The following is a 20,541-nucleotide window of genomic DNA, read 5'->3' on the forward strand; positions in this document are numbered from 1 at the left end:
TCCTTATAGGTGCTTTTCTTCGTAATCAGCAATTTTGCCAATCCGCACAGCATGGCGTCCTGCTGTAAACTCTGTCGTCAGCCAAATGTGCGCAATCTCACGTGCTAATCCTGGTCCAATCACTCGCTCTCCCATTGCAAGAACGTTCGTATCATTATGTTCTCTCGTTGCTTTCGCACTAAATGTATCATGAGCCAATGCACAACGGATTCCTTTTACTTTATTTGCTGAGATGCTCATGCCGATGCCTGTCCCACAAATTAAAATGCCGCGGTCGACTTCTCCGTTTGCCACCATATTGGCTACAGGGAAAGCATAATCTGGGTAGTCTACAGAACCTGATCCGCATTCACAACCCATATCAATGTATTCAATCTTCAATTCATCCATCAGTTGTTTGATTTCTTCACGAATATTCGTTCCGCCGTGATCGGATGCAATGGCTACTTTCATCGGGCAATTCCTCCTAAGGGTGAGTTGATCTGTTATGTCTTACATTCATTCTTTATTTACAGTTATATTTTAACCTCTGCCTAGTGATTTGCAAACAATAGCAGAAAAACCGTTGAGGCAACGGTTTTACAAGTTATCTATTATGATGATCTTTTTTCAGCTTCTCAGCGAGCTGATACAGCAAGGCTTCTAGTTCATCTCGAGTTTCCTGATAAACAGAAAGACTTCCTCCAAACGGATCGGATACATCACCTTCTGTTCCTGTCGCAAATTCCTTTAAAGTGAAGACCTTGCCTTTTGCATGCGCATATTGCTCTGCAATCAACTGTTTATGCTGCATCGTCATCGTGAAGACGTAATGAGCTTCGCGCAGAAGATCCTCTGTCAATTTTGATGATGAGTGATTCAGTGGAATGCTTTTCTCAAATAATGCTTCGATCGCTTGAGGAGAAGCCTTCCCTTCATCGGAGGCAAAAATGCCCGCTGATTTTACAGTGACCTCTAAACCTTTTTCATCTGCAATGGAAGCAAAAAGGGCTTGAGCCATTGGACTTCTGCATGTATTTCCCGTACAAACAAATAAGATTTTCATCTTTCGCCCTCCTTTTCTTCTATTATATAGCATTTCATTCTACATGTTATGTAAGGAGACTGGCTAGAGCGGAAATAATAATTTGATACCAAAGGCTAGTAAAATGATTCCGCCAAGCGCGCCGCTATATGAACCAACCCATGACCGAACCTGTTTACCGAGTAATAATCCGAGCCATGTGAGGAGCATACTAAAAAAACCAAACAATAAAATAGTCATCCACACCTGGGAACCATATATCCCGAGGCTTAAACCAACGGAGAAGCTGTCTAGGCTTACACTTGTCGCAAAAAGAACGAGACCAGCCCCAACAGGTGCGATAAAGGGCTTATCCTCTTTGCGGATAGAAGCAACAATCATTTGCAGTCCCAGCACCAAAAGCAGCGCCCCGCCGATATAGGTGGCAAGAAGACCGAGCCATCCAGATAAGAGCTGACCTGTCAGCATGCCAAAAAGCGGCATAAACATATGAAATATCCCAATGACAAGTCCAATATAAATGATCTGGCGGAACCTCAGCTGAATCATTCCCATACCAAGTCCAACCGAAAAAGCATCCATCCCAAGTGCAAAAGCCATGATGCTGAGTGTCAGCAATTCGCCAGCTAGTTCGTTCATGTAAATCCCCCTTGGACACACATTCTTCTTTAACCTATGTTTGTCCAAGAAAGGTTAGAACTATTGGAACGACGGGAGTGTACGCCCTCCTGCGGCTTTTTGCAGACGGTTCATAATGGCAGAACCGACTCCCTGCTCTGAAAAGGCTTCTGAAATGATCAAGTCTACATCTGTTTCATCAAATTGTCTCAGTACACGATAAAGGTTTGCAGCAACCGTTTCAGGTTTTTCTCTCCATCCACAGCTGTACACAACATCTGCCGCAAACAGCGATTTCTTTTCTTCTGTTGTCAGCACTCCGACTTTTAAACCTTCAGCTCTGTATTTCTGAATGTGACGCTGCATGTCTTCATCACTTCCATGAAAGATATACATCTTGGCTTCAGGTGCATAATGTGTGTATTTCATTCCCGGCGATACAGGCGCCTCGTCCTTTTTTGTCAGCCCTGGGTCCACACTCACCGTTCCGACTACCTCTTCTAATGCTTCTTTTGTAATCCCGCCCGGTCTTAAAATCACCGGGGTCTCACCGACACAGGATACAACCGTTGACTCAACGCCAATTCCAGTTGAACCGCCATCCACAATCCCAGCGATTCTCCCTTGGAGATCACTCGCTACATGATCAGCTTGTGTTGGTGAAGGTTTTCCCGAACGATTGGCACTTGGTGCAGCAATTGGCAGACCAGCTGCTCGGATGAGCTCAAGCGCAATGGGATGATCAGGCATTCTCACTCCTACTGTGGATAAACCTGCTGTAACCTGCTTTGATAAAGTGCCTGGCTTACACGGAAGAACGATGGTTAAGGCGCCCGGCCAAAAGGCATCCATCAGCGCCTTCGCTTTTTCGCTTTCTATTTGTGCAAATTCGTGAAGCTGCTGAACCTCCGCAATGTGAACAATCAACGGATTATCACTCGGACGCCCTTTCGCTTCATAAATTTTCATCACGGCTTCTGTCTCTTTCGCATTTGCCCCGAGTCCGTAAACGGTCTCTGTCGGGAAAGCAACCACTTCATTTTGCTGCAGCAGATCGGCCGCCTGTTTAATTTGTGGATAGTATGTGGATAAATCCTTTTCTAAATCCACAGACCACCTTTTTGTATTTAACATCCTACAAACTCCTTTTAAAAAAGATAAAACTGTTGATATATCTCAATTATCCTTTTGAAAGTATAAAAGATGATGATCAATAAAACAAGCGTTGTCCACAATTTGTGGATAACGCTTGTTTTGTAGTGGATAAGTATGTGTATAAGTCCATCATTTTGTGATTAACTGCCTTTTTTTTGCAGGACCACAGCCTGTTCTTTCCCCAATGTCTCTTTCGCATGTGCAGAGCTCCATATGCTTTCTGGAATTTCCTTTAAAGGCGTAAAGCCCATTAATGCCAAAAAATCATGGGAAGAGGAATGGTTTGCGACGACATAAAAAGTATCCACACCCATTTTTTCACCGAGCGTTTGAACACTTTGGAACAAAGAGACAATGTGTCCCTGACCGAGCTTATCTGATATGACAAGAGACCGCAGCAATCCCTCTTGTTCATTGAGCTGTTCAAGACCTAAGCAGCCTGCCAGCTGACCATCCGCATCTTCCATCACTACAAATGCCGTTCGCTCCGCAAGTGTTACTCCGCCTTTTGCTTGTCCCTTTTCAAGAAAAGCATTGATCGCCGGGACATCTTCTTCTGTGGCTATTCTTAATTGATAATACATGCTTTCACCTCTTTTTGATCTCTTACTTCAACTCTATGAGGCAAAAACCGATTTATACCTTTTTTAAGAGAAAAGACTAGAGACCCATTCGAACAAAAAGAACTTTACTTCACCTGTCTCTTCTTCCTCTTCTTTCACCACTTCATTAACAGACTCTTTCGTTTGCTTCGCTGTCACTTGTTTATCATCATCCCCTTCTGGTGAGGCGATGGCTTCTCCGTTTGAAAAATCGATAAAGCAGAGCGGTGGAAATAACACACACCACCAGTTGGCACCGTCTCCTTCTCCAAGCGTAATTAAAATGGCTTCATATTTCCCAGCAGGGTAGACGAAATTTCCATAGAGCTTTGTTGGAAATGAAGCTTTTTGAAAACTGACCGATACGGATTGATCAATGTGCTGTTCCTTCAATTTCGCTTTAGCAATACGATTGATTTCTGGCAGCTTTGATCGAATGACACGTCTTGCTTCTTCAATGGATGTGAGGTCTTTCACCCACTCCGTCATATTCGCATTGACCTCGTCACGAATACTTCTTTTCACATCCTGATCCGCTGAACGATCACTATTTGCTAAAATGCGTAATCGAATCGCCTCATCTGGTATGACAACAGGCTGATTTGCAGAAGCAGCGGCTGTCTCCTCCTTGCCAAGGTTTGCAAAAGCACCGCATAATAATAGAAACATATAAAGACAAATCATCGTTTTATTTTTCAACATTGTGTGTTCCCCCCACTTTTTCTCTTCGCTACAAACATTGTGTCCAGGAAACTCATTTCATAAACAGTCAATATGAATTTTTTAATAGATTATGAGTCAAAACAAAAAAGCCGTTCTCATTAAGAACGACTTTTGAGTGAGGATTGATAGTCAGAAGGATATAGTCTCCCATCCCAATCTCGACTGATTTTTAAACCAGATTCTGTTTTGATGACAGTCATGGCTCCTTTTTTCTCGATTTCTTTTTTGACTTTTCCTTTTTGATCGATAAATTGGATCACCATTTCATAGTTAAATTCAATTCTGTCATCGCTTTCATCTGAAGGCGTAAACATAATTTTCTTCAGCTTAATTTGACAATCTTGATCCTTCGCCGCTTCTAATATGCTCGGGAACATGCTGTCTTGTGTATATTCTTGATATTCATGTTCGGTTAAATAAACCTTCAGCTTCTCTTTCATGTCAGATAGGTCATCCGTTCGATTCACTGTGTATTGTGCTTTTTTATAGCTTTCTCCAAATGCTGCTGCCTCTTTTTTAAAGCTCGGTTTACCACAAGCACTCACAATCAATAGTACACTGACGATGACCAACACCATCGCATACCTTTTGTTCACACCATTCGCTCCTTCAAAACAAATTTATGTAAAAAATCATGATCAGAATGTTCATTCTTCTATATATACGTTTCTCTTTTACCATAAGTTTCATCTTTACATAATAAAATAGTCCGGCTTTCTTCAGCCGGACTTTCCGTTTTGAATGTGTGCGCAAACAGCTCGATCTTTTCCGTTAATATCTTTGACGATACAGACATCCGCTTTAGGAAATGCCTGCTCAAGAAGCGCTGTGACATCTTGACCTTGCGTATGTCCAATTTCAAAGACAACAACTGCCTGAGCACTCAGCACGCTGGGAAGATCATGAACGAGACGCTGATAAAACCACAAGCCATCACGTCCGTCCGTCAGCGCATTCACCGGCTCATGCTTCGTCACAACCTCAGACAGACTATCCATTTCTTCCGCCGCAATATAAGGTGGATTGGAAATAAATACATCTACTTTAATGCCTTGAGCTATAACCGGTTCAAGCAAATCCCCATGTAAAAAATGAACGTCTGCACCGAGCGCTTGTTGATTCCGTTTTGCTACCGCAAGCGCTTCTTGTGAGATATCAGTCGCTGTGACAGATAGTGATTTTTTTTCAAGAGCCAGCGTAATTGCAATGGCTCCGCTTCCTGTGCCAACGTCAACTGCTTTGAGCCGCTGATCGGGCGGGAAAACGTCACCTACCAAATTGAGCGCCGCCAGAACAACTTCTTCCGTTTCAGGACGAGGAATAAGAACATGCTTGTTCACCTCGAAAGGACGTCCGTAAAAGAATTCAATACCCGTTAAATGCTGAACAGGAACACCCGCCTTATGCTGTGTCACAAATTTGCTGAACAGTTGATCTTGCTCCTCAGGCAGCGCATCATGAAATCGTGCAAGAAGCTCACTTCTGCTCCAGCCGAGCACATGCATCAACAGGAGTTCTGCTGCATTTTGGTCTCTGCCAGCTTCCGTTAACAAAGAAGAAGCCCATTTAAGGGCTTCGAAGATTGTTCGCTCTTTATTTTGCATCTTGAAGCTTTCTTGCTTGGTCTTCCATAATTAGTGCATCAATGACCTCGTCAAGTTTTCCTTCTAAAATTTGATCAAGCTTTTGAATCGTCAATCCGATGCGGTGGTCTGTTACACGGTTTTGCGGGAAGTTGTACGTACGGATACGCTCTGAACGATCCCCTGTTCCAACCGCAGATTTACGTGTTTGATCATATTCAGCCTGTGCTTCACGCTGGAATTTATCATAAATTCTCGCACGAAGTACTTTCATGGCTTTTTCTTTGTTTTTAATTTGTGATTTCTCATCCTGACAGGACACAACAACACCTGTTGGAAGGTGAGTTAATCGAACAGCAGACATGGTCGTATTGACACTTTGTCCGCCAGGTCCGCTTGATGCAAATGTATCCACACGGATATCTTTTTCATGGATATCAATTTCAACTTCCTCAGCCTCAGGTAATACAGCGACTGTCGCAGTAGATGTATGGATCCGTCCGCCTGATTCTGTTTCTGGAACACGCTGCACGCGGTGTGCACCATTTTCAAACTTTAGTTTGGAGTATGCGCCTTTCCCGCTGATCATAAAGATGATTTCTTTATAACCGCCTGTGCCAGTGACACTTGCTTCCATGACTTCCGTTTTCCAGCCTTGCATTTCAGCATAACGGCTGTACATACGGTAAAGATTTCCCGCAAAAAGAGCAGCCTCTTCTCCACCCGCTGCACCACGAACCTCCACAATAACGTTCTTATCGTCATTCGGATCTTTCGGGATCAGCAAGATTTTCAGCTCGTCTTCTAAACGTTCCGTTTCTTCTGTGAGCTCTGAAATTTCTTCTTTGACCATGTCGCGCATCTCGGCATCCAGCTTCTCTTCGAGCATTGCTTTCGCATCATTCAGCTGGTCGTATGCCGCACGATATTGTCTATATACCTCAACAGTTTCTTGAATATCGGATTGTTCTTTCGAATATTCACGAAGCTTCTTAGGGTCGTTCACCACTTCAGGGTCACTTAAATATTCATTTAGCTTTTCATAGCGTTCTTCAATTGATTTTAAACGGTCTAACATGGTCTTCACCTCTGTTTTGTGCGTAACAGTCTAATTATAGTATAGCGGGGTATGACAGTCAAAAAAATTTCCAAAACAATTGAATTCCTGCAATTTTTCGCTAGAAAACACGATCTTTGGCGATTGGTTACTTGTTTTGTCTAACGTGAAGGAACAGGAACTCTTAAAAGAGAATGGTACTTGTAATTGAAAAAAGGGAGGGCATTTGGTTTGAATACAAATGAGGTTGCAAAGGAAATTGGTGTTTCTTCAAAGACGATTCAGCGTTGGGTCAAACAGCTCAACATCCCTGTCGCCCGGAATGAACTTGGACATTATGAATTTCATGAAGATATTGTACAGCTGCTCAAAGAGGTCAAACACCAAATGAGTGAAGGTGTGATCCTCCAAGATATTCAACTGCCAATCCATAAGGAAACCGTTCGTCAATCAGCACCTGCTGCCGAAGCTGATGTCTCTATACAGCGGATTGAAGCATTAGAAAAACAAGTGAAAGCGCTCATTCAGCAGCAATTACACGTCACTGATGTGGAAGACCGCCTGCAAGAGTTTGAACGGAAATTGGCTAAAAAGGCAGATGAAGGTGTATCGTATCAGCTGCTTCAGCACCGCAGAGAAATTGAAGACTTATCCACAAAATTTGACCGCCTCGCCGCAGCCTTGAAACAACCGTCACAAGTAGAAGAAAAAAAGGAAATCGCACACCCCGACATCAAAAAAAAGCGTGTACTCTTCCCTCTGTTTCATTCTTTTCGCTAAGAAAGGCTGCCTCGTTTGGCAGCCTTTCTACTATATTATACGGTAAGTGCAATAATGATCGGTAATGTAATGAGTGACATGATGGCACTGATCACAAATGCGGATGCAGTTTCCGCCTCTTGTTTTTCAAATCGTGTTGCGATCATCGCTGCAACAGCTGAACCTGGGAAGGCAACAAGCAATACAGCTTTTGTAATTTCATCAGCCGAAAGACCCATAAGAACGGCAATAAAATACATAAGTAATGGTTGTACAGCTACTTTTAGCAATGCAATACTGAAGGCTGGCAAGCTTAATTTAATTTTGCGGATACCAACAGTGACACCGACTGCGAATAATGCCACACCTGATGTGACGCTGCCAATTTCCTCTAACATTTCATGTCCGATTGCAGGAAGTTTAAATCCTAAAAGAACAAGAATGATACTGGCTAACGGTGCAAGTGCAAGCGGCTCTGATAAACCGTGCAAAATTGCTTTTGTCGTCATTTTTAGGAAGCTTTCGCCGTCTTTTGTTTTTCCTTTTGTTTTTTCACCGACAGTTGAGACAATAATTGCAATTGGATCAAGCATTGCATTTACAACTATTCCGGTAATCGCAATCGGAATTGCAACCTCTTGAGCTCCAAATAAACTGCCCAAGACCGGAATCCCCATAAATGCAAAGGTCGGTTGTGCTGAGTTTAACGAGAAAACAGAAGAATCTGTTAAGTCATATTTAAAAGCAAATTTCGTAACTAAAAGGATAATGATATAAAAACCAACGATTCCGAAAATCAATGCCACGAAAAATGGAATTTGACTATAGAATTTATCTTTTGGTGTTGACAGAATACTGGCGATAAAGTGCGCTGGTAAAGCATACTTTGTAACAAGTGTACTTACACCTTTTGCAGATTTAGCGTCATAGCTGCCGAAGTGTCCTGCGAACCAACCCAGCGCGATAACGAAAAAAATCGGTGCTAGGAGGATCAAAATATTTAAAAAGTCCATCTTACTCTTCCTCCTTAAATCCTTTACATGTTTCTTATTTATTGCGGCATTGCTTAGATTACCCGAAGCAATGCCGCGTTACACATTTTATTATGCTCTTACAATTTTTTTATATTCAGGAATCCACATTGCGTCTTTCACAGCTTGTTCGATGTTGTCAGGCGTTCTTCTAGCGACTCCATCTTTGATTGCTGCTTTCGCTACTTCAACAGCTACATGAATTGACACTTCTTGCAATTTATCAATACTTGGAAGAAGACCAGCACCTGGTTTCTCATGATCAACCATTTCAGCAATTGCATTCGCAGAAGCAACGAACATGCCTTTTGTGATGATTTTTGATTCTGTTACGATTGAACCAAGACCAAGTCCAGGGAAAACGAACGCATTGTTTGATTGGCCGATTTCATGTTCAATTCCGTTATACTCAACGTTTTCGAACGGGCTTCCTGTTGCAACAAGCGCACGGCCGTCAGTCCATTTGAATAGATCCTCTGGCACAGCTTCAGCAAGCGGTGTTGGGTTAGACATTGGCATGATCACTGGACGCTCTGTATGAGCTGCCATTTCTTTAATGATTTCTTCAGTGAATGCGCCGCCTTGACCTGATGTACCGATAAGGATGGTCGGCTTCACCCTGCGAACAGTTTCAGCAAATGAGATTTGTCCTTTTTCATCGCGTGCCCAGCCTTCTACTTCATCAGAAGTACGCAGGTATGGTTTTTGGAAATCAAGCACTTCATCTTCAAATTGATCTGTGAGCAATCCTCTGTAGTCTAATGTCCAGAATGCATTGTTTGCTTCTTCTTCAGTTAGACCTTCAAGAACCATTGTGTCACGCATTTGATCTGCGATTCCGATTCCAGCTGATCCAGCTCCGAAGATGACAACACGGTGATCTTTTAATTGAGTACCAGTTTTCTTGACAGCTGCAAGAACACCCGCTAAAGTAATGGCACCAGTACCTTGAATATCATCGTTGAACGTTAAGATGTTATCGTTGTATTTTTTCATGATGTTACGCGCATTTTTGTTTCCAAGGTCTTCCCAGTGAAGCAATGCTTTCGGGAAGAATTTAAGTGCTGCCTTCACATAAGCATCAATGAATTCTTCGTATTTTTCACCTTGTACACGTTTGTGATGGTTCCCAATGTATAATGGATCATTCAATAATTTTTCATTGTTTGTTCCAACATCTAATACAACTGGAATCACGCGGCTAGGATCAATACCTGCTGCAGCCGTGTAAACAGCTAATTTACCGATTGCGATGTTGATACCACCAACACCCCAGTCACCAATTCCAAGAATACTCTCAGAGTCAGTTGCAACGATGAGATCAATATCTCCAGCAGTTGCGTGCAAGTTTTCAAATGCTTTCTCGATTCCGTCAATGTCGTCGATTGAAAGATAGACACCATGAGGTCTTCTGTATTCATGGCTGTATTCTTGAATTGCTTCACCAACAGTTGGTGTGTACACAACTGGAAGCATTTCACGAAGCTTTTCTGTTAGAAGCTTGTAGAACAATACTTCGTTACGGTTTTGCAAATCACTTAAGTATACGTTTTGACGAAGACGATCCGGCTGAGCTAGAAACTGCTTGTACGCTCTTTCCGCTTGCTGTTCTAAAGTTAGAACCGTTGGAGGAAGTAAGCCTTCTAGTCCAAGCTCTTGTCTTTCTTCTTCAGAGAAAGCAACGCCTTTGTTCAACGTTGGAATCGATAATACATCTTTACCTGTCAAAGTGGTTTCGAGGTACCCTTCTTTTGTTTTCTTCACGTTGTTCATCAAAAACTACCCTCTTTCTAAAATATAAATAAAGTGAACTATTAATCCAAAGAACGATTAAGGAGAAAAATCCTTAATCAAAAAAATTATGACAAGAAATCGAACTTTTCGTTTAAATGCTTTACACTACAGTTAGTCATTTTATGCCTGCTTATGACAAAACGCAAGCGTTGAAAATTAGATAATTTAATCGTAGTGTTATTTAATTTATTTAAGTACAAATGATGGGTGTTCAGCCAAAATCTCGAAAAACGAAACACAGCGGCATTTGCTATTTTTTTATTTGTCAAGTGTTGTACCAACATCAAGTCTTGGTACTTCATGGTGATGTCTGCATCGTGCTTCGTATGATTCCTGCGCACCTACTAAAATAATAGGATCATCATAGGATGCGGGTTTACCGTCGATCAAGCGTTGTGTTCTACTCGCTGGGGAGCCGCATACCGAACAAACTGCTTGAAGTTTTGTTACAAGCTCTGCACATGCCATTAAATGCGGAACAACACCAAATGGCTCTCCTCTGAAGTCTTGATCCAGGCCTGCAACAATGACTCGATAGCCTTGGTCAGCCAATTGAGTGACAATGTCAATGATTGTCTCATCAAAAAATTGCACCTCATCAATGCCAATGACATCGGTTCTTTCTGATATGTGCGTTATTATGTCTTTTGGTGAGGCTACTGCAATCCCATCTAATGATGAACCGTTATGTGACACAACTGAGCTTGTACTATATCGGTTATCAATCGATGGTTTGAATATTTTTACTTCTTGTTTGGCAAAGGTGGCCCTTTTGGCTCTCCGAATCAATTCTTCCGACTTTCCAGAAAACATACTGCCGCAGATGACTTCAAGCCAACCGCTTTGTTTCATCACATACATAAGGTCTTCTCCCCCGTTTTAAAGTTCCATCAATCCACGTAAAAAAACAGGCAAGAACGGATTCCTGCCTGTTTATTGTATCTATTATTACTTAAGACCGTATTTTTTGTTAAAGCGGTCAACACGTCCATCAGCAGAAGCGAATTTTTGACGGCCTGTATAGAAAGGATGGCACTCAGAGCAAATCTCGATGCGTACCTCTTCTTTTACTGATCCAGTTTCAAACTCATTTCCACAAGCGCATTTGACTGTAGCTTTTTTGTAGTTAGGATGAATTCCTGTTTTCATCTACTGTCATCTCCTTCCGCCCTGAATCCAATTCGGAAACAGAGTTAATATCTCAGAAATAAATTCTGAAACGCACATGATAAAATTATAACAGTGTGAGTCTATGATTGCAAATGTATTTTTTCAGAGAAACTATCTTCTTGATGCAGACATATTGGCTTGTTTCCATTCTTGCGTTAAAATATCGAAAAATTCTTGGTTTGTCTTTGTTTTTCTCATTTTGCGCATGAACTTCTCAGCGAAGTCAGGTGTATCTGACATCGATTTTCTCATCGCCCATAAACGATCAAGATGCTCTTTTGGTACAAGCAGTTCTTCTTTTCTCGTACCAGAACGGCGAATGTCGATCGCAGGGAAAATTCTTCTTTCGGCCAAAGAACGGTCCAAATGAAGCTCCATGTTCCCAGTTCCTTTAAACTCTTCATAAATTACGTCATCCATACGTGATCCTGTATCAACAAGTGCAGTGGCTAAAATCGTCAAGCTTCCGCCTTCTTCAATGTTACGCGCAGCACCAAAGAAGCGTTTTGGACGATGGAAAGCCGCAGGATCAATACCGCCTGAAAGCGTTCGGCCGCTTGGCGGAATCACAAGGTTGTATGCACGAGCAAGCCTTGTGATGCTGTCCATTAAGATGATGACATCTTTCTTATGTTCAACAAGACGCATAGCACGCTCTAAGACAAGCTCTGCTACTTTAATGTGGTTTTCCGGTACTTCGTCAAAGGTTGAACTAACAACATCCCCTGCAACAGAACGTTCGATATCTGTTACTTCTTCTGGGCGTTCATCAATCAAAAGGACAATCAGCTCTGCCTCTGGGTGATTTTCAGAAATGCTGTTGGCAATTTCTTTAAGCAAAATGGTTTTCCCAGCCTTAGGCGGTGCAACGATTAAACCACGCTGTCCAAATCCAACTGGCGCCATCATGTCCATAATTCTAGTAGACAGGTGATTAGGCTGTGTTTCAAGAATCATTTGACGGTCAGGAAATAGCGGTGTGAGTGCAGGAAAGTGAACACGTTCCTTTGCTGATTCTGGGTCGTCCCCATTTACCGCTTCTACATGAAGGAGGCCATAGTAGCGTTCATTCTCTTTTGGAGGTCGTACCTTTCCAGACACTTTATCTCCATTTCGTAAATCAAAGCGTCTGATTTGTGAAGCTGAAATATAAATGTCTTCAGAACTTGGGGAGTAGTTAATCGGTCTTAAGAAACCAAATCCCTCAGACTGAATAATTTCAAGAACCCCTTCCATAAATAAGAGATCCTCTTGCTCAGCGTTCGCCTTTAAGATGGCAAAAATTAATTCTTTTTTTGTTAGTTTGCTGTAATAAGAGATTTTGTATCGCTTTGCTAACTCATACAGCTCTTTTAATTTCATATTTTCCAAAGATGAAATCGATACATCTTTCAATATGGACACCACACTTTTCTAGTCAATGTATTTCTTTACAAATGCATGACCATTGTATTTGATTAGCTTTTAATTCCGTTGTTGTTGGAATGACCTCGCTCTGATGGTAACGCTCCCACTCGTTTTATCGTGAAAGATAGGAACAATGTGAAATAGAGCTTTGTCAACATAGAGAAGGATAATGAGTATATCGTCATGATGCGGCAGTATTTAAACTTGTTGAAGCTTAAAAGAAGTAAATTCGCAGAAAATTTCGCAGCACTATTTAGTTTTACCTCATTTGCAGAGAATATTCAACTTTTAAAAGAAAATGATATACATTTGACACCTATATGAAAAGCGGGTAATGAATACCCGCTTTCAGATTACGGACGAATGACAAGATTCGGTTTTTTCTTTAAGCTGTGTCTGCCGTCTACGAAACGAACTGTACCTGATTTCGCACGCATGACAACACTATGTGTTGTTCCAACAGAGCCTTTGAATTGAACACCTTTAAGTAATTCTCCGTCCGTTACACCTGTCGCTGCAAAAATGGCGTCATCTCCTTTTACGAGATCTTCCATTCTGAGGACTTTCCCAACATCCAGCCCCATTTTCTCACAGCGTCTTAGTTCTTCTTCACTTTGAGGAAGAAGCTTACCATGAATTTCACCACCAAGTGCCTTTAACGCAACAGCAGAAAGGACACCCTCAGGCGCTCCGCCTGAACCAAATAGAATATCAACACCTGTGTGATCAAATGCTGTATTAATGGCTCCTGCAACGTCACCATCGTCGATCAGTTTAATTCTTGCTCCTGCTTCTCTCAGTTCAGCAATAATTTTCTCATGTCGATCTCTGTTTAAAATCGTTGCAACCACATCTTCAATATCTTTGTTTTTTGCTTTTGCAACAGCGCGAAGATTATCAATGACAGGCGCTTCAATGTCGATGCAGCCTACCGCTTCTGGACCTACTGCGATCTTATCCATGTACATATCAGGTGCATTCAGCAGGTTGCCATGATCTGCAACTGCAATGACAGCTAAGGCATTCCAGCCGCCGCTTGCCACAATGTTTGTTCCTTCTAATGGATCAACAGCGACATCCACGCGAGGTCCATATCCGTTCCCAAGCTTTTCCCCAATATAAAGCATTGGTGCTTCGTCCATTTCTCCTTCGCCAATGACCACTGTCCCCTTCATCGGAATGGTGTCAAATACATCTCGCATTGCACTTGTTGCAGCATCATCCGCTTCGTCTTTTAATCCTCTTCCCATCCAACGGGCAGATTTTAATGCAGCTGCTTCTGTCACCCGTACTAGTTCCATCGATAAACTTCTTTCCATTTTTGTCCAAATCTCCTCTCACAGTCAAAGCCTTATGAATTTTGAAGTTCTTCTATTTCTTGGTCATTCAGCTTTTCACGCCAGATGGTTGCACCCAAGCCTTCAAGCTTCTTCTCAAGCAAACTATATCCTCTGTCTATATGTTCAAGCCCTGTGATTTCGGTCACACCGTCTGCCATTAACCCTGCGACAACAAGACAAGCGCCTGCACGCAGATCACTTGCTTTAACCTTTGCTCCTTGGAGCTGTGTTTGTCCGGTAATAATAGCAGATCTTCCTTCGACCTTCATGTTTGCACCCATTCGACGCAATTCGTCAATGTGCTTAAAGCGGGCTGAGTAGATCGTATCTGTGACCACACTCGTGCCTTTTGCTTTTGTTAACAGCGCCGTCATCGGCTGCTGAAGGTCAGTCGGAAAGCCCGGATACACAAGGGTTTTGATATCGACAGGCTTGAGTCCTTCGTTTCTGCCAACGATCAGCATCTGATCGTTGCTCGTTTCAATGGTGAACCCCATTTCTCTAAGTTTCGCCGTAATTGATTCTAAATGAGTTGGGATCACATTATCAAGTACAACTTCATCTCCCATCGCTGCACCAGCTATTAAAAATGTTCCTGCTTCGATGCGGTCAGGGATGATTGAATGCTTACAGCCATGAAGAGATTCTACACCTTCGATTCGAATGACATCGGTACCCGCACCTTTGATTTTGGCTCCCATGCTTGCAAGCAGTGTCGCTACATCAATAATTTCGGGTTCCTTTGCAGCATTTTCAATCACGGTTTTTCCTTCAGCCAGTACGGCTGCCAGCATGATGTTGATCGTCGCACCTACACTGACAACATCAAGATAAATCCGGGCTCCGACTAATTTTTCAGCACGCAAATAAATCGCACCCTGCTCGTTTGTCACCTCGGCTCCAAGTGCTTCAAAGCCTTTGATATGCTGATCGATCGGCCTAGGTCCTAAGTGGCATCCTCCTGGCAGTCCGATGACAGCCTGCTTAAATCTGCCCAGCATGGCGCCCATTAAATAATAGGATGCACGCAGTTTCTTCACTTTTCCATTAGGAAGCGGCATACTGATCATGGAAACAGGATTCACAACCATTTCACCTTTTTCAAAAGTGACCTTTCCGCCAATTTCTTCTAACAGATCCCGTAATGTGTCGATATCTGATATATGCGGAAGGCCTTCAATGGTTACTGGAGAATCAGCAAGAATCGTGGCAGGAATCAGTGCCACAGCACTATTTTTCGCACCACTAATATGTACGGTCCCGCGCAAGGGATCACCGCCGGCAATGTTTAACTTTTCCATATTTGTCTCCCTTCTTAAAGAAGATCACTGTTGGAGTTATACTGTTTGTGGATGTCGCGCTTTAAAAGGTCTTGTCCAAAATTTAGCCAATATCAAGAGAAAGAATACAGGTTAAACGAAATTTGTCGGAAGAAAAATAATCGAAGCTTTGCGAGGCTGTGATGTTCTCTTCTTTGCACAAAACATTTCTTAGCGTTTATAAGGAAAACTGCGGCAAACGAGAGACGATCCCGCCTGCCACAATCATTTATTTATTCCAGTCTGCTAAAAATTGCTCAATGCCTGCATCCGTTAATGGGTGTTTCGTCAGCTGCTTGATGACTTTCAGCGGCATTGTGCCGATATGAGCACCTCTAAGCGCAGCTTCTGTCACATGCTGCGGATGACGAATAGATGCAGCAATGATTTGTGTATCTAATCCATGAACATCAAAAATAGTTTTCACTTCGCTGATGAGATCAAGACCATTTTGGCCAATGTCATCTAAGCGGCCAAGGAATGGAGAAACATACGTCGCACCAGCTCTAGCTGCAAGAAGTGCCTGGTTTGCACTAAAAATCAATGTGACGTTTGTTTTAATTCCAAGGTCTGTTAATGCTTTGACAGCTTTAAGGCCATCTGTAGTCATTGGAATTTTGACTGTGATATTCGGTGCAATGGCAGCTAGCTCTTTTCCTTCTTCAATCATTTCCTCTGCTTTTAAGGAAATCACTTCTGCACTGACAGAACCTGATACCACGTCAGTGATTTCGCGAAGGCGGTCGTGGAATGAGACGTCCTTTTCTTTCGCTACTAAACTAGGGTTTGTTGTGACGCCTGCTAAAATGCCAAGCTCGTGCGCCTCTTTGATGTCTTCAATATTCGCTGTATCTACGAAAAATAACATAACTGTGCCACTCTCCTATCAATAAATTGTCTGAAATGTAAATTTGATTGCGCTTTCTCAAGATATGGAGAAAACCGCCTGTGACTCAGGCGGCTTTCGGTTCTCATCAAATTATGCTTGGTTAGAAGAACCAAATTCGCGCATTTTGCCGATAACAGTCGCTTTAATTGCGTCACGAGCTGGTCCAAGATATTTACGTGGATCATACTCTTCTGTTTTTGCAGCAAGTGTTTCGCGTACTGCTTTCGCAGAAGCAATTTGGTTTTCAGTGTTTACATTGATTTTTGCTGTACCAAGTGAAATTGCACGCTTGATGTCAGCAGTTGGGATACCTGTTCCGCCGTGAAGAACAAGTGGAAGACCAGTTGTTTTACCGATTTCTTCCATTTCAGCGAAACCAAGGTTTGGTTCACCTTTGTATGGACCATGTACTGAACCTAATGCAGGTGCAAGGCAGTCAATACCAGTGCGTTCTACAAGCTCTTGGCACTCTTTTGGATCAGCATAAATAACGCCTTCAGCGATGACGTCATCTTCTTGCCCACCAACAGTTCCAAGTTCAGCTTCTACAGACACACCATGGAAATGTGCAAGTTCAACGACTTTCGCAGTTGTTTCCACATTCTCATCGAATGGATGGTGAGAAGCATCGATCATGACAGAAGTAAATCCTGCATGAATCGCTTTTGCACAAGATTCAAAGCTTGAACCGTGATCTAAATGAATCGCAACAGGAACTGTTACATTATATTCTTCGATTAACGCTTTAACCATTGCGACAACTGTTTTGAAGCCGCCCATGTAGCGTCCTGCTCCTTCAGATACTCCTAAGATAACAGGAGATTTCTCTTCTTCAGCAGCTTGTAAAATCGCTTGCGTGAATTCTAAGTTATTTAAGTTAAACTGTCCAACAGCGTAACCTTTTTCCTTTGCGTCTTTCAACATTTCTGTCATTGAAACTAAAGGCATGATGAAAAATCCTCCCTATGTAGCTAATTTGCTTGCTAAAAAAAGCTCTCCACCCTAGCATGACCAGAATTTCTCGCCATATGTAAACTTTCAAAGTCAGATCGCTTTCTTCTTCTTTTCTAGAATACCAATTATTCGACAAATCGGCAACAGAATGACTCGATTCAATCATTTCCATCTAGCCATTTGTTTCAAGCGGCAGGTATTCTTTAACAGCATCTCGGATTTCATCAATATCAAAAGGCTTAGCGAAGTGCGTCAATGCACCGAGTTCTTTGGACTCTTGGATCATATCTAATTCTCCATAGGCTGTCATAATGATGACACGAATGTCTTCATCAATTAATTTCATTCGTTTTAAAATTTCGATACCATCCATTCCGGGAATTTTCATATCAAGCAGGACAAGGTTCGGTCTATGGTTTTTCACAATATCTAATGCCTGAAGTCCATTGGCAGCTTGAAAGGTTTGATAGCCTTCTTTATGAAACACTTCATTCAATAATATTCTAATACCGTACTGATCATCGACAATTAAAATTTTCTCATTCATCTGTTACACCCCATTGCTTTCATTTTTCGCCATAAAAAGAGCTGTTGTTAAATAATTCTGTTTGATTTTCACATTTCCTTTAATTATAATAGTTTACTTTACGACATTTTCTGAGCATTTTTCCTAATATTCTCTTTATATTCTATTATAAAATGATCTGACCGAAGGAGGAAATGAGTCTTGTTAAAAATTTTTACGACCCAGTTATCAGGTATTTTTTCACGTATTGGAGAAAAGCAGGCTGAAGCGATTGAGGACGGTGCACGCCTTCTTGCACAGGCTGTGGTCAGTGGACATGCCGTTTATTTTCATGGAAAGAATGAACTGGCTGCTGTCGCCCTAGAGGCATCTGAAAGCAAGGAGCCATTTCCCGGTGCGAAGGTACTGCCCCTCGATCAAAAGGAGCGCAGCTTACTTCATCCAAGTGACAGGGTGCTGCTATTTTATTCAGACCCAGAAGATCCAGAAATTCAATCTCTTGTCAAAGAACTGCACGAACAAGGTACGCCCGTTGTTGGTGTAGGACCGGCACAAAAGGAGCCGTCCACGATTGAAGAGCATTGTGATGTCCACATTGATTTCCAGCTCAAGAAACCGCTTGTGCCCGCTGAAGATGGGACAAGGTTTGGTTATCCTGCTTTAATGACCTGCTTATACGTCTACCACGCTCTATCGTTTACTGTGAAGGAAATCGTTGAGGAATATGAATAAAAAAACTGCCGAGAAGTGATATTCTCGGCAGTTTTTTGTTTTATTTTGATTCAGATGCTTGGAGTGAAGCACCAACGAAATCTCTAAATAACGGCTGTGGTCTTGTTGGTCTTGAAACAAATTCTGGGTGGAACTGAGAAGCAAGGAACCAAGGGTGATCCTTCAGCTCAATAATTTCAACAAGACGTCCGTCTGGACTTGTACCTGAGAAGACAAAGCCTGCTGCTTCCATTTGCTGTCTGTATTCGTTATTAAACTCGTAGCGATGACGGTGGCGTTCGTAGACCACTTCGTCATTGTATGCAGCAAATGCTTTTGAGTCTTCATTTAATTTACAAGGGTATAGACCGAGACGAAGTGTTCCGCCTAGATCATCTACATCCTTCTGTTCTGGAAGAAGGTCAATGATTGGGAATGCTGTTTCAGGATCAATTTCCGCTGAATGAGCTCCCTCAAGGCCTAATACGTTTCTCGCGTATTCGATAGATGCCACTTGCATTCCTAAGCAGATTCCGAAGAATGGCACTTTGTTTTCACGGGCATATTGCGTAGCAATGATTTTCCCTTCTACTCCGCGGTCTCCGAAGCCTCCAGGAACAATAATACCGTCAACATCTTGTACGAAATCAGCGATATTCTCTGCTGTCACTTCTTCTGCATTGATCCATTTAATTTGAACATCTGCATCAAACGCATAACCAGCATGACGAAGTGATTCAACGACTGAAATATAAGCATCTTGCAGCTCAACATACTTCCCTACAAGACCAATTGTGACTTGTTTCGAAAGGTTTTGCACTTTATCAACAAGCGCTGTCCACTCTGTCATGTCCGCATCTTGGCAGTCAAGTTTCATATGTTCACATACTAGCTTGTCCAGCCCTTGTTTTTGTAAATCAAGCGGAATGGAGTATAGCGTGTCTGCATCCTGACATTCGATAACAGCTTTTGTATCAATATCACAGAATAGCGCAATTTTGTCTTTCATATCTTGCGTCATTGGCATTTCCGTTCTGACCACGATGACGTTTGGCTGAATACCAAGACTGCGAAGTTCTTTTACACTATGCTGTGTTGGTTTTGTTTTCAATTCACCCGCTGCACGGATGTAAGGAACAAGGGTACAATGAATGTACATCACGTTTTCACGGCCGATGTCACTCTTCATTTGACGAATGGCTTCAAGGAATGGAAGGGATTCGATATCTCCTACTGTCCCGCCGATTTCTGTAATGACCACATCTGCACCCGTTTCTTTTCCGGCACGGTACACGCGGTCTTTGATTTCATTTGTAATGTGGGGAATGACCTGTACTGTTCCACCTAAGTAATCACCGCGGCGCTCTTTCTTCAGAACAGTAGAATAGATTTTACCAGTTGTGACGTTGCTGTACTTGTTTAAGTTAATATCAATGAAACGCTCGTAGTGACCTAAGTCAAGGTCTGTTTCAGCACCATCATCTGTGACAAAAACCTCACCGTGCTGGTATGGACTCATTGTCCCTGGGTCTACGTTGATGTATGGATCGAATTTTTGAATGGTAACATCCATCCCTCTATTTTTCAGAAGGCGGCCTAACGATGCAGCCGTGATTCCTTTTCCAAGTGAGGAAACAACTCCTCCTGTTACAAAAATATACTTTGTCATTTCGTATGCTCCTCTCTTTTTTACCCTTGCATGTCTACACATGCACAGTTTCATCCTTTTTAGAGTGTATCCCTAAATCTCTTGAAAAATAAGAAAGCTCCCTTTCAAATAAATGAAAGGGAGCGTAAATGAACGTATCTTTACGTACTCTTTTTTAGAGAGCCCAAAATACATACTACATAGTTCGCTCTCGAAAGTCAAGACGGTTTT

The 20,541-nt window shown here is 42.3% G+C and carries 22 protein-coding genes; 2 read left to right on the forward strand and 20 right to left on the reverse strand.

Features of this window, described 5'->3' with window-relative positions; genetic code table 11:
- Positions 1-3: 3 nt before the first annotated feature.
- The 9 genes from rpiB to prfA all read right to left on the reverse strand — a co-directional run bounded on the left by rpiB (position 4) and on the right by prfA (position 6,783).
- Positions 4-453, reverse strand: coding sequence for a ribose 5-phosphate isomerase B (rpiB, locus tag NSQ76_RS18190; RefSeq protein ID WP_003214714.1), 450 nt, complete (start codon positions 451-453; stop codon positions 4-6).
- Positions 454-586: 133 nt separating this feature from the next.
- Positions 587-1,045 carry a low molecular weight protein arginine phosphatase gene (locus NSQ76_RS18195; RefSeq protein ID WP_024423734.1) on the reverse strand — a complete coding sequence of 153 codons (459 nt, stop codon included), beginning with the start codon at positions 1,043-1,045 and terminating at the stop codon, positions 587-589.
- Between the two features lie 63 nt (positions 1,046-1,108).
- On the reverse strand, positions 1,109-1,663 hold the full coding sequence (locus NSQ76_RS18200; RefSeq protein ID WP_024423735.1) for a manganese efflux pump MntP: 555 nt from the start codon (positions 1,661-1,663) through the stop codon (positions 1,109-1,111).
- A 60-nt stretch (positions 1,664-1,723) separates the two neighbouring features.
- Positions 1,724-2,776, reverse strand: a complete 1,053-nt coding sequence (locus NSQ76_RS18205; RefSeq protein ID WP_341055274.1) for an L-threonylcarbamoyladenylate synthase — start codon at positions 2,774-2,776, stop codon at positions 1,724-1,726.
- A 161-nt stretch (positions 2,777-2,937) separates the two neighbouring features.
- Positions 2,938-3,381, reverse strand: a complete 444-nt coding sequence (locus NSQ76_RS18210) for a GNAT family N-acetyltransferase (RefSeq protein ID WP_044330897.1) — start codon at positions 3,379-3,381, stop codon at positions 2,938-2,940.
- Positions 3,382-3,444: 63 nt separating this feature from the next.
- Positions 3,445-4,098 (reverse strand): stage II sporulation protein R, encoded by a 654-nt coding sequence (spoIIR, locus tag NSQ76_RS18215; protein WP_225315514.1) that lies wholly within the window; start codon positions 4,096-4,098, stop codon positions 3,445-3,447.
- Between the two features lie 122 nt (positions 4,099-4,220).
- Complete coding sequence (locus tag NSQ76_RS18220) at positions 4,221-4,700, reverse strand: hypothetical protein (RefSeq protein ID WP_024423739.1); 480 nt, start codon at positions 4,698-4,700, stop codon at positions 4,221-4,223.
- Between the two features lie 141 nt (positions 4,701-4,841).
- Positions 4,842-5,726, reverse strand: coding sequence for a peptide chain release factor N(5)-glutamine methyltransferase (gene prmC, locus NSQ76_RS18225; RefSeq protein WP_341055278.1), 885 nt, complete (start codon positions 5,724-5,726; stop codon positions 4,842-4,844).
- Entirely contained in the window at positions 5,716-6,783 is a 1,068-nt protein-coding gene (gene prfA, locus NSQ76_RS18230) for a peptide chain release factor 1 (RefSeq protein WP_024423741.1), read from the reverse strand. Before prfA ends, prmC begins: the two co-directional genes overlap by 11 nt.
- A 210-nt stretch (positions 6,784-6,993) precedes the next feature.
- Between prfA and racA the strand changes: the two genes are divergently transcribed.
- A complete protein-coding gene (gene racA, locus NSQ76_RS18235; RefSeq protein ID WP_268478970.1) occupies positions 6,994-7,542 on the forward strand; it encodes a chromosome-anchoring protein RacA in 549 nt (182 codons plus the stop codon).
- Positions 7,543-7,577: 35 nt separating this feature from the next.
- Here the strand turns inward: racA and NSQ76_RS18240 are convergent, their stop codons facing one another.
- The 10 genes from NSQ76_RS18240 to NSQ76_RS18285 all read right to left on the reverse strand — a co-directional run bounded on the left by NSQ76_RS18240 (position 7,578) and on the right by NSQ76_RS18285 (position 17,972).
- Complete coding sequence (locus NSQ76_RS18240) at positions 7,578-8,534, reverse strand: AEC family transporter (RefSeq protein WP_034622525.1); 957 nt, start codon at positions 8,532-8,534, stop codon at positions 7,578-7,580.
- Between the two features lie 90 nt (positions 8,535-8,624).
- Positions 8,625-10,325 (reverse strand): oxaloacetate-decarboxylating malate dehydrogenase, encoded by a 1,701-nt coding sequence (gene malS, locus NSQ76_RS18245; RefSeq protein ID WP_046312945.1) that lies wholly within the window; start codon positions 10,323-10,325, stop codon positions 8,625-8,627.
- Between the two features lie 279 nt (positions 10,326-10,604).
- Entirely contained in the window at positions 10,605-11,207 is a 603-nt protein-coding gene (locus NSQ76_RS18250; protein ID WP_024426350.1) for a thymidine kinase, read from the reverse strand.
- 87 nt (positions 11,208-11,294) lie between these two features.
- Entirely contained in the window at positions 11,295-11,495 is a 201-nt protein-coding gene (gene rpmE / locus NSQ76_RS18255) for a 50S ribosomal protein L31 (protein WP_003215407.1), read from the reverse strand.
- A 132-nt stretch (positions 11,496-11,627) separates the two neighbouring features.
- Entirely contained in the window at positions 11,628-12,911 is a 1,284-nt protein-coding gene (gene rho, locus NSQ76_RS18260) for a transcription termination factor Rho (protein ID WP_008354975.1), read from the reverse strand.
- A gap of 365 nt (positions 12,912-13,276) precedes the next feature.
- Entirely contained in the window at positions 13,277-14,242 is a 966-nt protein-coding gene (glpX, locus tag NSQ76_RS18265) for a class II fructose-bisphosphatase (RefSeq protein ID WP_012011567.1), read from the reverse strand.
- A 32-nt stretch (positions 14,243-14,274) separates the two neighbouring features.
- Positions 14,275-15,564, reverse strand: coding sequence for a UDP-N-acetylglucosamine 1-carboxyvinyltransferase (locus NSQ76_RS18270; protein WP_024423746.1), 1,290 nt, complete (start codon positions 15,562-15,564; stop codon positions 14,275-14,277).
- 247 nt (positions 15,565-15,811) lie between these two features.
- Positions 15,812-16,450 (reverse strand): fructose-6-phosphate aldolase, encoded by a 639-nt coding sequence (fsa, locus tag NSQ76_RS18275; protein WP_024426351.1) that lies wholly within the window; start codon positions 16,448-16,450, stop codon positions 15,812-15,814.
- A 111-nt stretch (positions 16,451-16,561) separates the two neighbouring features.
- Complete coding sequence (locus NSQ76_RS18280; protein WP_024423748.1) at positions 16,562-17,419, reverse strand: class II fructose-bisphosphate aldolase; 858 nt, start codon at positions 17,417-17,419, stop codon at positions 16,562-16,564.
- Between the two features lie 178 nt (positions 17,420-17,597).
- Positions 17,598-17,972 (reverse strand): response regulator, encoded by a 375-nt coding sequence (locus NSQ76_RS18285; RefSeq protein ID WP_003214681.1) that lies wholly within the window; start codon positions 17,970-17,972, stop codon positions 17,598-17,600.
- Positions 17,973-18,152: 180 nt separating this feature from the next.
- On the opposite strand from NSQ76_RS18285, the gene NSQ76_RS18290 reads away from it, so the two are divergent.
- The gene (locus NSQ76_RS18290; RefSeq protein WP_024423749.1) at positions 18,153-18,683 is read left to right on the forward strand and encodes a DUF2529 domain-containing protein; all 531 of its coding nucleotides are present in this window, start codon (positions 18,153-18,155) and stop codon (positions 18,681-18,683) included.
- A 40-nt stretch (positions 18,684-18,723) separates the two neighbouring features.
- On the opposite strand, the gene pyrG is transcribed toward NSQ76_RS18290, so the two are convergent.
- The gene (gene pyrG, locus NSQ76_RS18295) at positions 18,724-20,331 is read right to left on the reverse strand and encodes a glutamine hydrolyzing CTP synthase (RefSeq protein WP_024423750.1); all 1,608 of its coding nucleotides are present in this window, start codon (positions 20,329-20,331) and stop codon (positions 18,724-18,726) included.
- Positions 20,332-20,541: the final 210 nt, after the last annotated feature.

The organism is Bacillus sp. FSL M8-0256, from assembly GCF_038005765.1.
Taxonomy (GTDB): domain Bacteria; phylum Bacillota; class Bacilli; order Bacillales; family Bacillaceae; genus Bacillus; species Bacillus safensis.